Source organism: Microbacterium sp. A93 (assembly GCF_051842835.1).
In genome coordinates this window covers 226,683-239,005 of sequence record NZ_JBPXMT010000011.1, presented here as the reverse complement: position 1 = coordinate 239,005, position 12,323 = coordinate 226,683, and the positions used below count along the sequence as shown (strand labels likewise).

Genomic DNA, 12,323 nt, shown 5'->3' with positions numbered 1-12,323 from the left:
ACGTTGTGGCTCAAGGAGGAGTTATGCACAGCAAGGCACGACTGTTGGTAGCCGCGTCCGCGGCATTGGCGCTGACACTCACAGGATGCTCGGCAGGGGCGACAGACGAAGACCCCGCCGCCGTAGCCGACCCGATTCGGTACGCCGTGGAGGAGCCGGACTCCTTCGTCCCGGGCAACCAGTTCGGATCGTACGCAATTCTGGAGACGCTTTTCTCCCCGCTGACGAATATCAGCGAGGACGGCGAGATCGGATTCGTGGCCGCCGAATCCGTCGAATCGAATGACGCGAAGACGTGGACAATCACGCTCCGCGACGGCTGGACATTCCACGACGGCACACCCGTGACCGCGCAGAATTACGTCGACACCTGGAACTTCGCCGCCTACGGCCCGAATGCCTGGGTCAACGGCGCGCAGCTGGCCAACGTCGTCGGATACGCCGAGATGAACCCTGGCGAAGGCGAGCCGACGGCCACCGAGCTCGCAGGACTCACCATCGTCGACGACCAGACCTTCACCGTGGAACTCGGCGCTCCCGACCGGCAGTACCCGCTGCAGCTGACCATCGGGCAGACCGGCCTGTACCCACTGCCAGCTGGCGCGCTGGAAGACCTCGAGGCGTGGGAGGAGAGCCCGATCGGCAACGGCCCATTCCGTCTCGTGGACGGATGGTCTGCCACCGAGCCGATCGATGCTGTGACATATGAGGACTTCGCCGGCGACGAGCCGACGATCGACGCGGTCACATTCGTTCCGTACCTCGACACCGCCACCGCCTATACCGATACCCTCGCCGGCGAGATTGACATCGTCGCGATCGCAGCGTCGCAGGTGGAACAGGCGAGAACTGAGTTCGGCGATCATGTGTACGAACTTGATGCACCAGGGGTGGACTTCCTCGGCTTCGACCTCGGATCCGGGGCCTTCTCCGACGTGCACGTACGCCAGGCGATCTCGATGGCCATCGATCGCGAAGCGATCAACGACGCCGTCTTCGGCGGATCCCAGGTGCCGGCGACCTCACTCACCGCGCCCAGCATGCCGGGCAATCCCGACGGCGTCTGCGGCGAGTACTGCGAGTTCGACCCAGAGGCTGCCAAAGTGCTGTTGGAAGAGGCCGGCGGAATCGACGGCGAGCTGAAGGTGCACTTCATCGCCAACTGGGGCCAGGAAGACCTCTTCGAGGCGATCGCCAACCAGCTGCGCCAGAACCTCGGCATCGAGAGCGCGATCGCATCCCCGTCAGCAGACTTCGCCGCATTCGTCGACATGGTCGGACAGGGCGCGACCGACGGACCGTTCCGTGCCCGCTGGGGCGCGCTCTACCCGAGCCAGCAGAACACGCTGACCGCAGTGTTCACCGCGACCGGTGAAGGCAACTTCGGCGCAGGCGGATACAGCAACCCCGAAGTCGACGCGCTGCTCCAGGCGGCAAATGCCGCGGCGACCGTCGAGGAGTCCAACGCGGGCTACACCGCAGTGCAGGAACGCATCCTCGAGGACTTCCCGACGGTGCCGCTGTTCGGCAACCGCTACCTGTACGTCACCTCGGATCGCATCGCTGAACTGCACACGAACTCGGGCGCCGTCAACGTGTCCGAGATCGTCGTCGCCGACTGAACCGTCGATCCCGAAAATCGGAGCTGAACCCTTGCACGACCCCGCAACAATGCTCGGCACGGTGGAGGACATCCTCCGCCGTGCCGGCGCGGTACCAGAGCAGACGAGTATCCCCACCGTCGATGAACTCCACGAGCGGATCGAGGAACTGCGCGCAGAGCGCCCCGACCTCATCACTCTCGAACGCATCGGCACAAGCCGGCTCGGTGAGCCGATCCGGCTGTACCACGTGGGCGAGGGCAGTAGGTCTGCGCTGATCGTCGGCGCGGTGCACCCCAATGAGCCGATCGGGTCCCTCACGATCCTGCATCTGCTCGATCAGCTCCTGCATGATGAGCCCTTCCGTGAGGGGCTCGACACGGCATGGCACATCATTCCGTGCGCCGACCCCGATGGCATGCGTCTCAATGAGGGCTGGTTTGGCGACCCATCGGACCGCGAACGCTACGCCCGTGAGTTCTTCCGCCCCGCACCGGACGAGCAGGTCGAGTGGACGTTCCCGTTCGACTACAAGACGGCATACTTCGACGCGATGATGCCGGAAACGCAGGCACTGGCGCGCGCGATCGACAGCACCCGGCCAGATCTGTATGTGCCGCTGCACAACAGCGAGGGCGGCGGCGCCTACTTCTACCTCTCCCGCGCGGTTCCAACGCTCTACCCGCTGCTGCACCAGGTCACGGCATCCTGCGGTGTGCCGTTGCACGCCGGCGAAGCGGAGGGCGCGCACTTCACCGTGCTCGACCAGGCCATTTACGAGATGGGCACGCTCGAAGACGTCTACGACTGGTCAGAGGCGCAGGGCTTCGACCCCTACCCTCCCGGCTCCGCCGGTGACGCGTCGACCTCATACGCGCGGAAGTACAACACCCTGTCGATGATCGCCGAGCTGCCGCAGTTCAGCGACCCCGCAGCCGATGACACGACCCCGACCGAGACCCTCTACCGCGACGCCCTGCGCCGCAGCGGAGAGCAGCTCGTCGAGACCGGCGCAACACTGATCGCGCTCCTCGAGCGCGTCGCGAAGCAGGTGCGGATGGACACCGCGCTGCTGCGCGCTGCACGAGTGTTCTCGCCGATGGCCTTGGGCGCCGGCGAGGGTAACATCGCGCGGGCGGATGCCGAAGATGATCGGCCCGCGACGGTCGCGGAGCTGTCGAGCCTGGAGGGTCTCGTGGACCTTCACCGACTGCGCTGGGGCGGCATGCTGCTGCGCGCGCTGCAGGCCGAGGTCGATGCAGGTCTCGCCTCCCCTGACGTACGTACCGCGGCGCGCGATGCACAGCAGGTGTTCGAGGCCTGGTTCCACGAGGCCTCGGCCCGACGTAGCTCGACGCCGATCCCGCTGGCCCGCGTCGTCGGCGTGCAGTACGGCGCCATCCTCGCCGCACATGCGCAACTGGAGCGCGGCTGATGCGCCTGACCGTGAGCGTTCTGCAGCGCCTGACCGGCTTCGCTGTGGTGTTCATCGGCGTGACCTTCATCATCTACTTCGCGGTGTTCAGCCTGCCGGGCGATCCCATCCGCGCACTTGCCGGCGACCGCCAGCTACCGCAGTCAGTGGTCGATGCGATCAACGCCAAGTACCTGCTCGATCAGCCGTTGTGGGTGCAGTACACCAACTATCTCGGCAACCTCCTCCGCGGCGATCTCGGCCTGGACCTCACCGGGCGCCCGGTGGCAGACAAGCTGTCCGCGCGCTGGCCTGTCACAATCACGCTGGCGCTGACCGCCTGGACGATCCAGGTGGTCCTCGGCCTCGCCGTCGGCATCGTCTCCGCCCTCAAGAAAGGCACGGTGATCGACAAAGGACTGCTGGTCATCACCATCGGCCTCAGCTGCATCCCGATCTTCGTCCTCGGCATCACCGCGCAGATCGTGTTCGGGGTGCGGTTGGACTGGTTGCCCGTCGCTGGCATCCGCGAGGGTTGGCCGGTGTCATATCTGCTCCCCGCCCTCGTGATCGCCGCGATCGGACTCGCCTCCGTCTCACGTCTTGTCCGCGGGTCGATGATCGAGAACCTGGATGCCGATTACGTGCGCACCGCCCGCGCAAAGGGCATCGGCGAGGGCCGCGTCATCGGCCTGCACGTCATGCGCAACTCACTCATCCCCACCGCGACCTTTCTGGCGACCGACCTCGGGTTCCTGCTCGGCGGCACGGTCGTCATCGAGGGCATCTTCAACCTCCCCGGTGTCGGGAACCTCCTGTTCACCGCGATCCGAGATCACGAAGCCGCGATGGTCGTCGGTATCTCCACGGCGCTCATCGTCATCTTCCTGATCACCTCGCTGCTTGTGGATGCCATCCACGCGCTGCTCGACCCGAGGATCCGCCGTGCCTAAGAACATCCCACCCACGACCGCGAAGATCCCGGCACCGAAGACGACTCGAATTGTGCTGCCCCAGACGCCGCGACCGGCCGCGTGGCAGATGTTGCTGCGCCGACCATTGTTCTGGATGAGCGCCGCCATCCTCCTCGTCATGCTCGCCTTCGCGGTCGCCCCCGCTCCTTTCGCCGCGCTTTTCGGAAACGGTGACCCTCGCGCATGCGACCTCGCGGACAGCAAGATCGAGTCGGCCCCCGGGCATCCGTTCGGCTTTGACCTCCAGGGCTGCGATATCTGGGCTGGCGCTGTCTACGGTGCGCAGTCCTCGATCGCGGTCGGCCTGCTTGCCACCGGGATATCCCTCACGATCGCTCTTGTGATGGGCCTCGTCGCCGGGATGGGCGGAGGCACCGCCGACTGGATCGTCTCGCGGCTGACCGAGGTGTTCCTCGGTTTCCCCTTCCTGCTGGCCGCGATCGTGGTGCTGAATATGCTGGGCACCCGCAACGTGCTCACCGTCGGTGTCGTACTGGGAGTGTTCGGGTGGCCGATGATGGCCAGGCTCATGCGTGCGTCAGTGCGCTCGGTCGCGAAAGCCGACCATGTGCTCGCCGCGCGGACCATGGGTCTGAGCACCGGCCGCATCCTCAGCCGTTACGTCGTGCCGAACGCCGTACAGCCGGTGCTGTTGATGGCAACGCTCACCATCGGCGGCGTCATCGTCGCCGAGAGCACGCTGACGTATCTCGGCATCGGGCTGTCTTCGCCATCCATTTCGTGGGGTCTGCAGATTGCCGCAGGCTCTCGTGTGTTCCAAACGGCACCGCACGTGCTCATCCTGCCCAGCATCCTGCTGGCACTCACCGTGCTCGCGGTCGTCGCCCTCGGCGAGGAGCTGCGCAGCGTATTCGATCCGCGAGAGCGTCGATGAGAGTGGGATGCTGATGGTGAACGAGAAGGGATCGAACATGGCGGATGCCACTCCTGAAGAGATCACGCACGGCGAGATCACGCACGGCGAGGTCACGCACGGCGAGGTCGACGAGCGCGAGCAGTATCGACGCCAGTTCGCCGAGGAAATCAGCCTCATCTGGGAGATGGCCGGGACGTCCCGCATGGACGGCAAGGTGCTCGGCTACCTGATGATCATGGACCAGACGTACATCTCGTCGGCCGACCTCGCCGAGGCACTCGGCGCGAGCACCGGTGCCGTGTCGATGGCGACAAGGCGACTGATCGACACCAACTTCATCAGGCGCCATCCCGTGCCCGGTGATCGCAGCCACTATTTCAAAGCCGAGGAAGACCCGTGGGGCAGCTTCCTGGCGAACGAACGGCGCTACTTCGAGAAAGAGATCCGCTCCCTCGATGCCGCACTTCGCTGGCTGACTCCCGATGATGATGATGCGCGCATCCGCCTCACCAACGGCCGCGACTACCTGGAGTGGGTGCAGGACTACCACCACAAGATGCTCGCCGATTGGCGGGAGCACAAACGTGCCCGTGACGCGGGCGAAGACAGGGCCTGACACATGAGTGCACCGACCACCGACCCCGTTCTCGGCATCCGCGATCTGCGCGTCCGTTTCGGCACCCGCAACCCGATCGAGGTCGTGCACGGGCTCGATCTCGACATCGCGCCCGGCGAGGTCGTCGCAGTCGTCGGCGAGTCCGGCTCCGGCAAATCGGTGACAGCGCTATCGGTGATCGGCCTACTCCCCGAGAATGCACACGCGACGGGCTCGGTGAAGCTGCACGGCCGCGAGCTTCTCGGTCTCAGCTCCGGTGAGCTGCGACGCGTCCGCGGCGCACAGATCGCGCTGATCTCGCAGGATCCGGTCGCATCCCTCAACCCGGTCTTCACAATCGGCTTCCAGGTGGTCGAGGCCGTTCGTGCGCATAACCGTTCGCTCAGCGCTGGTGCGGCGCGCAGGCGTGCGATCGAGCTTCTCGAACTGGTCGAGATTCCTGAGCCAGCACGGCGCATGAAGCAATACCCGCATGAGCTCTCCGGTGGGCAGTGCCAGCGGGTCGGCATCGCGATGGCACTGGCATCCGACCCTCAGCTACTCATCGCCGACGAGCCGACCACGGCGCTCGATGTCACAGTGCAGGCGGAGGTGCTCGATGTGCTCGCCCGCCTCGGTCGCCGCGACGGACGCGCCGTGCTGCTCATCACGCACGACATGGGCGTCGTCGCGGAACTGGCCGACCGCGTGGTGGTCATGCGAGACGGCGAGCTCGTCGAGCAGGGGACGGTGCGGGGTGTGCTGCTCACGCCGACCGCGTCATACACGAAGCAGCTACTCAGCGCGGTTCCGCGCATCGGCGAGCGTGCGGCGTCGGGCAAGACGGCAGCGGATGCTCCGCTCGTGCTGGACGTCGCTGATCTCGAGGTCACCTATGGCGGCCGGTTGCGTGGCTTCTTCCGCGCGGTCGAAGGAGTGAGTCTGCAGGTGCACCGGGGCGAGATCCTCGGTCTCGTCGGTGAATCCGGCAGTGGCAAGTCGACGATCGGACGAGCGATCATCGGGGCGGCTCCGGTGACAGCCGGATCGATCACCGTCGATGGTATCGACATGCGCACCGCGACCAGAGCCGTGCGTCGTGAGACCCGCCGCAGGATCGGAGTCGTCTTCCAGAACCCGGCAATGTCGTTGAACCCTCGCTACACGGTGCGGCAGAGCGTCGAAGAGCCGCTCAAGGCAATCAAAGGTCTGCGCGGGAGCGAGCTGACCGATCGCGCGGATGCGCTGCTCGAATCAGTCGGCCTCCTCGACCGCGCAGGTCGGTATTCGCACGAGCTGTCGGGCGGACAGAAGCAGCGCGTCGCCATCGCTCGCGGCGTCGCACTGGACCCAGCGCTGCTCATCGCAGACGAGCCGACCAGCGCCCTGGACGTATCAGTGCAGGCCCAGGTGCTGGATGTATTCCGCGAGCTGCAGGAACGGCTGAACTTCGCGTGCGTGTTCATCAGCCACGATCTCGCTGTGATCGATGAGCTCTGCGACAGCGTGACCGTGCTGAGGCAGGGGTCGATCATCGAGTCCGGGTCACGAGAGCAGGTGCTGCAGTATCCGTCTGACGACTACACGAAGCGACTGCTCGCGGCGGCGCCGGTGCCGGATCCTGATGTGCAGCAGGAGCGCAGGGCAGCACGCTTGGCCGCGGCTGTTTGACCGTCCGTTGCCTTCAGTGACGGGCGTACAGCGGAGTCCATTACGCTGAATGCAGTGCTGGACGACGGGGTCCACCCGAATATTCGACCCCGAAGGACATCATGAGCATTCCCACCGCCGAGCGCACCACTGTGCGCACCGCTGAGACCTCTGTGCCCCTTCTCGACGTGCTTGCCGCGCGGTGGAGCCCGCGCGCGTTCGAGACCAGCGCGCCGATCGACGAGGACAAGCTCGCCGCAGCGCTCGAGGCCGCTCGCTGGTCGCCGTCCGCAGCAAACACCCAGCCGTGGCGCTTCATCGTCAGCCGTCGCGGCACCGACCTGCACACCCAGATCGACGATTCGCTCATCGGCTTCAACCGAGAGTGGGCCGGCAACGCCCAGGTGCTGATCGTGGCCTTCGCTGAACTGACGGATGCCGAAGGCAAGCCGCGTCCGTGGGCGCAGTACGACCTCGGCCAGGCTGTCGCCCACCTCTCCGTGCAGGCACACGCCGACGGCCTCTTTGTGCACCAGATGGGCGGCATCGAGCGCGAGCAGCTTGCCGCTCTGCCCGGCGTGGAGAGCCGCTTCGCCCCGATCTCAGTGATCGCCCTCGGCGAGCTCGGCGACCCGTCGACGCTCTCCGAGAAGATGCAGGAACGCGAGGCTGCGCCGCGCGCTCGTCGTCCCCTGGCAGAGACGGTTATCGCCAGCGCCTGATCGGCACGATCCAGGATCGAGAACGCAGAAACCGTCCTTCCGAGCCGTCGGGAAGGGCAGTTTATGCGTTCTCGGCCGGCGACGCGTGATTAGCGCGTGCGCAGGCCATCCAGCGCCACAGCCAGCACATCATCGGCGAGCTCCGCCGCGCCCTCGGCGCCGGTCGGGCGGTACCACTCCACGATCGAGTTGACCATGCCGAACAGCAGGCGAGTGGCCACCGAGGCCTCGAGATCGGCGCGCACGGTGCCCTCGATCTGGGCCGTACGCACGAGCGCGGTGACCTCCCGGTCGAACGCTCGACGGCGCTCGAGAGCCGCACGCTCGATGTCGCTATTGCCGCGCACGCGCAGCAGCAGAGTCACATAGGGGAGCTTCTCCACGAGGACGCACACAGCGCCACGAAGTACGTACTCAAGCCGCTCACGGGCGGATCCACTCTGTGCACCGGGTTCACGCAGCACACCCTCCAGCGAGCCGATCGCTTCTTCCAGTGCGACCTCCAGCAGAGCCTCCTTGGACTCAAAGTGGTGGTACAGCGCCGACTTGGTCAAACCAAGACGCCCAGCCAGCGAGGCCACCGAGGTCGCGTCGTAGCCCTGCTCGATGAACACCTGCACGGCGATCTCGAGCACCTGCTGCTGGTCGTACCCAGGGCGGCCGCGACGAGCAGGCACCACCTCGATCGCTTCCTCAGACACTGACACGCGCTCTAGTCTGGCACCATTGCCGACCCGGCGGTTCCTTGCCATAATTAAATACTGACCGAATGTTCAAAAAAGATCGACCGAGGGTGCGGACGGGAGCGCAGATGAACGAGATCGCCCTCGTCGTCGACCGCCACTCAGACCGAGTCATCGCGCGTCTGAACCGACCCGACAAACGCAATGCAATCGACCGCGAGATGGTCGATGCGTTCCACTCGCTCTGCGAGGAGCTCGAGGCCGAACCCCGCACACTGATTCTCACCGGAACAGACGGAGTCTTCGCTGCCGGAGCCGACATCACCCAGTTGCGCGCCCGTCGCGCCGAAGACGCGCGCCGCGCCATAAATGCGACGGCTTTCATCCGCATCCACGAGCTGCCGATGCCGGTGATCGCCGCGCTCGACGGTTACGCGCTCGGTGGCGGCGCCGAACTCGCCTACGCCGCCGACATCCGTATCGCGACACCGACGCTGAAGATCGGCAACACGGAACCCTGCCTCGGCATCATCGCCGCGGCAGGGGCGACCTGGCGCCTGCGTGAGATCATCGGCGGGGGCCTGGCCAGCGAAATGCTGCTCACCGCTCGTTTGCTCACTGCCGATGAGGCTCTGGCTGCGGGCTTGATCTCCGGCATTCATGCGCCCGCCGATCTGCTCGCGGCTGCGCACGCGATCGCCGATCGAATCGCCGTGGCCGACCCCCTCGCCATCCGGCACACGAAGACAGCCATGCGCGCACCGCGCGATGCCCACCCCGCACTCGACAGCGAGCTGCAGGCGGAGCTGTTCGAAAGCCCGGAGAAGATGCGCCGGATGACCGAGTTTCTCGAGCGGCGGGGCCACCGATGAGGGTCGAGTTTCCGAATGGCGGTGACCTGAAGGTTGGCGTGCTGGGCGGCGGACGCATGGGCGCTGGTATTGCCCACGCCTTCCTGCTGGTCGGCAGCGAGGTGCTGGTCGTCGAGCGAGACCGGGAGGCGGCGGATGCCGCGGCACTGCGGATCCGCGAGAGCGTGGAGCGATCCATCGAACGCGGCACAACTCACGTCTCCGCCGATGAACTGAACGCCGCGCTGCGCCTCGGCACCGATATCGCCCGGTTCGCCGACTGCGACCTCGTGATCGAGGCCGTTCCGGAAGACCGCGGTCTGAAGACCGACGCACTTGCGCGCATCGAGAGCGTGATCGCTAAGACCGCCATGCTCGCCTCGAACACCTCGTCAATATCGATCGACGCACTGGCGGTATCCCTCGCCCGCCCAGAGCAATTCCTCGGGCTGCACTTCTTCAACCCCGTCCCTGCATCCGTCCTCGTCGAGATCGTCGCCGGTGCAGCCACCGATCCTGCCGTCATTGCGCAGGCTCGCGGGTGGGTCGAGGCGCTCGGCAAGACCCCGATCGTGGTGCGCGACTCCCCCGGTTTCGCATCCAGCCGGCTCGGTCTCGTGCTCGCTCTCGAGGCCATCCGGATGCTGGATGCCGGCGTCGCATCCGCCGAAGACATCGACACCGCGATGGAGCTCGGATACCGGCATCCGATGGGTCCGCTGCGCACGACCGACATCGTCGGACTCGACGTGCGCCTGGGCATCGCAGAAGAGTTGCACGCGACTCTCGGCGAGCGCTTCGCGCCGCCCGCCCTGCTGCGCCAAATGGTCGCTGACGGCAAACTCGGCCGCAAGAGCGGCGAAGGCTTTTACAGATGGGATGCAACATGACCGAGATCCTGCCGAGCTACGTGCAGGGCTCCTGGTGGACGCCCGCCGCACCGGTAAACGTGAGCGTCGTGCGCGATGCCTCCACCGGCGACGAGGTCGCACGGGTCAGCACGGATGGCCTCGATCTCGCAGCAGCTCTCGACTACGCGCGTACCGCCGGGCAGGCGGCACTCGGAGCACTGACCTTCCATCAGCGCGCGGTGTTACTGAAGCAGTTCGCCCTGGTGCTGACCGAGCGTAAGGACGAACTGTATGCGCTGTCCGCGCGCGCCGGCGCGACGAAGGCTGATTCCTGGGTCGACATCGACGGTGGAATCGGTGTGCTGTTTGCATACTCGGGAAAGGGGCGACGCGAACTGCCGAACGCGCAGGTGTACGTCGACGGCCCGGTCGAGCCGCTGTCGAAGGATGGCAGCTTCCTCGGTCGCCACGTCTACACGCGGCTGTCCGGCGTCGCCGTGCAGATCAACGCCTTCAACTTTCCGGTGTGGGGGTCGCTGGAGAAGTTCGCGCCCGCCTTCCTCGCCGGGATGCCCTCGCTGGTGAAACCCGCCACTCCCACCGGATATCTCGCCGAGGCGTTCGTGCGCATCCTGGTCGACTCGGGTCTGCTGCCCGATGGGTCGCTGCAGCTCGTGAGCGGCAGCGTGCCGACACTGTTCGAGAACCTGCGCCTGGGTGATGCCGTCGGATTCACTGGCAGTGCGTCGACCGCTTCGGCGCTGCGCGATCGCACCCCCGCCGGCGTGCGCTTCACTTCCGAGACCGACTCGATAAACGCATCGGTGCTCGGCCCAGATGCCGTGGCTGGCACACCCGAGTTCGACGCCTATGTGCGCCAGCTCGTCACCGAGATGACCTCGAAAGCCGGCCAGAAGTGCACCGCGATCCGGCGAGCGCTCGTGCCGACCGCGCAGGCAGAAGCCGTGATCGACGCCGTCCGTGCCCGGATCGCCGAGAAAGTGGTCATCGGCGACCCGCGCGATGAGGGTGTCACCATGGGCCCGCTCGTCTCGCTCGCGCAGCGCGATGAGGTGCAACGGCAGGTTCGGGTGCTGCAGGATGCCGGTGGGCGAATCGTCATCGGATCCACCGAGCCGCCCGCCGCTATCTCTGCGTCTGCCGATGGCGCCTTCGTCTCTCCCATGCTGCTGCGCTTCGACGATGCGCAGGCGGATGCCGTGCACGAGGTGGAAGCGTTCGGCCCGGTAGCATCGCTGCTGACCTACGACACCACCGCGGATGCTGCGGCACTCGTCGCACGCGGCGGCGGCTCGCTCGTCACGAGTGTCGCCACACACGATGCGGCATTTGCGACCGAGATCATGAGCGGGATCGCGGCATCCAACGGTCGTGTCCTGTTCCTCGATCGAGACGACGCGCGCTCATCGACAGGCCATGGTTCCCCGATGCCCGGTCTCGTACACGGCGGGCCAGGCAGAGCTGGTGGTGGCGAGGAGCTGGGCGGCATCCGCGCGGTGCTGCACCACATGCAGCGCACGGCGGTGCAGGGCTCCCCCGACATGCTCACGGCATTGACCGGAGTCTGGCACGCCGGGGCGGTTTCCAGGGAAGACGGCATCCACCCCTTCCGTAAGTCCCTGGCCGAGCTGAGATTGGGCGATCGGATCGCGTCGGCATCCCGCGAAGTCGGCCTCGACGACATCGAGACGTTCGCGCACTTCACCGGCGACACCTTCTACGCCCATATGGATGAGGAAGCCGCCGCCGCGAATCCGTTCTTCCCCGGACGAGTCGCGCACGGGTACCTGCTCATCTCCTGGGCCGCGGGGCTGTTCGTGGATCCCGACCCCGGGCCAGTACTGGCGAACTACGGGCTGGAGAACCTGCGCTTCGTGACTCCGGTCTCGCCGGGCGACAGCATCCGTGTCGAGCTGACCGCCAAGAAGATCACGCCGCGCGAGACCGACGAGTACGGCGAGGTGTGCTGGGACGCTGTCATCCGCAATCAGAATGACGACACCGTCGCAACCTATGACGTGCTGACGCTGGTGGAGAAGGAGTAGACACCGCATCGCGCATTGTCAATATCGCGTATGTGCGAT

11 protein-coding genes are annotated in these 12,323 nt (G+C 66.1%); 10 read left to right on the top strand and 1 reads right to left on the bottom strand.

Features of this window, described 5'->3' with window-relative positions; all coding sequences use genetic code 11:
* Positions 1-23: 23 nt before the first annotated feature.
* From ACSU1G_RS25880 to ACSU1G_RS25850, 7 genes are all read left to right on the top strand, one after another.
* Positions 24-1,622: a peptide ABC transporter substrate-binding protein gene (locus ACSU1G_RS25880; RefSeq protein ID WP_439283032.1), complete on the top strand. Its 1,599-nt coding sequence runs from the start codon at positions 24-26 to the stop codon at positions 1,620-1,622.
* Between the two features lie 31 nt (positions 1,623-1,653).
* The gene (locus tag ACSU1G_RS25875; RefSeq protein ID WP_439283030.1) at positions 1,654-3,036 is read left to right on the top strand and encodes a M14 family zinc carboxypeptidase; all 1,383 of its coding nucleotides are present in this window, start codon (positions 1,654-1,656) and stop codon (positions 3,034-3,036) included.
* Entirely contained in the window at positions 3,036-3,968 is a 933-nt protein-coding gene (locus ACSU1G_RS25870) for an ABC transporter permease (RefSeq protein WP_439283028.1), read from the top strand. The genes ACSU1G_RS25875 and ACSU1G_RS25870 overlap by 1 nt, the downstream gene beginning before the upstream one ends.
* A complete protein-coding gene (locus tag ACSU1G_RS25865; protein WP_439283026.1) occupies positions 3,961-4,884 on the top strand; it encodes an ABC transporter permease in 924 nt (307 codons plus the stop codon). The genes ACSU1G_RS25870 and ACSU1G_RS25865 overlap by 8 nt, the downstream gene beginning before the upstream one ends.
* A gap of 7 nt (positions 4,885-4,891) precedes the next feature.
* On the top strand, positions 4,892-5,482 hold the full coding sequence (locus ACSU1G_RS25860; RefSeq protein ID WP_439283024.1) for a GbsR/MarR family transcriptional regulator: 591 nt from the start codon (positions 4,892-4,894) through the stop codon (positions 5,480-5,482).
* 3 nt (positions 5,483-5,485) lie between these two features.
* Positions 5,486-7,132 carry a dipeptide ABC transporter ATP-binding protein gene (locus ACSU1G_RS25855; protein WP_439283022.1) on the top strand — a complete coding sequence of 549 codons (1,647 nt, stop codon included), beginning with the start codon at positions 5,486-5,488 and terminating at the stop codon, positions 7,130-7,132.
* Between the two features lie 101 nt (positions 7,133-7,233).
* The gene (locus ACSU1G_RS25850; protein ID WP_439283020.1) at positions 7,234-7,833 is read left to right on the top strand and encodes a nitroreductase family protein; all 600 of its coding nucleotides are present in this window, start codon (positions 7,234-7,236) and stop codon (positions 7,831-7,833) included.
* An 89-nt stretch (positions 7,834-7,922) separates the two neighbouring features.
* On the opposite strand, the gene ACSU1G_RS25845 is transcribed toward ACSU1G_RS25850, so the two are convergent.
* Positions 7,923-8,540: a TetR/AcrR family transcriptional regulator gene (locus ACSU1G_RS25845; protein WP_439283018.1), complete on the bottom strand. Its 618-nt coding sequence runs from the start codon at positions 8,538-8,540 to the stop codon at positions 7,923-7,925.
* A 104-nt stretch (positions 8,541-8,644) separates the two neighbouring features.
* Between ACSU1G_RS25845 and ACSU1G_RS25840 the strand changes: the two genes are divergently transcribed.
* From ACSU1G_RS25840 to paaZ, 3 genes are read left to right on the top strand one after another with little or no spacing between them, the layout of a single operon-like run.
* Entirely contained in the window at positions 8,645-9,388 is a 744-nt protein-coding gene (locus ACSU1G_RS25840; protein WP_439283016.1) for an enoyl-CoA hydratase/isomerase family protein, read from the top strand.
* Entirely contained in the window at positions 9,385-10,257 is an 873-nt protein-coding gene (locus tag ACSU1G_RS25835; protein WP_439283014.1) for a 3-hydroxyacyl-CoA dehydrogenase family protein, read from the top strand. Before ACSU1G_RS25840 ends, ACSU1G_RS25835 begins: the two co-directional genes overlap by 4 nt.
* On the top strand, positions 10,254-12,284 hold the full coding sequence (gene paaZ / locus ACSU1G_RS25830; RefSeq protein WP_439283012.1) for a phenylacetic acid degradation bifunctional protein PaaZ: 2,031 nt from the start codon (positions 10,254-10,256) through the stop codon (positions 12,282-12,284). The genes ACSU1G_RS25835 and paaZ overlap by 4 nt, the downstream gene beginning before the upstream one ends.
* Positions 12,285-12,323: the final 39 nt, after the last annotated feature.

Excerpts from the sequence above, each read along its gene's own strand:
- ACSU1G_RS25880 (WP_439283032.1), top strand. The coding sequence starts at position 24 with ATGCACAGCAAGGCACGACTGTTGGTAGCCGCGTCCGCGGCATTGGCG.
- ACSU1G_RS25870 (WP_439283028.1), top strand. The coding sequence starts at position 3,036 with ATGCGCCTGACCGTGAGCGTTCTGCAGCGCCTGACCGGCTTCGCTGTG.
- ACSU1G_RS25860 (WP_439283024.1), top strand. The coding sequence starts at position 4,892 with ATGCTGATGGTGAACGAGAAGGGATCGAACATGGCGGATGCCACTCCT.
- ACSU1G_RS25855 (WP_439283022.1), top strand. The coding sequence starts at position 5,486 with ATGAGTGCACCGACCACCGACCCCGTTCTCGGCATCCGCGATCTGCGC.
- ACSU1G_RS25850 (WP_439283020.1), top strand. The coding sequence starts at position 7,234 with ATGAGCATTCCCACCGCCGAGCGCACCACTGTGCGCACCGCTGAGACC.
- ACSU1G_RS25840 (WP_439283016.1), top strand. The coding sequence starts at position 8,645 with ATGAACGAGATCGCCCTCGTCGTCGACCGCCACTCAGACCGAGTCATC.
- ACSU1G_RS25835 (WP_439283014.1), top strand. The coding sequence starts at position 9,385 with ATGAGGGTCGAGTTTCCGAATGGCGGTGACCTGAAGGTTGGCGTGCTG.
- paaZ (WP_439283012.1), top strand. The coding sequence starts at position 10,254 with ATGACCGAGATCCTGCCGAGCTACGTGCAGGGCTCCTGGTGGACGCCC.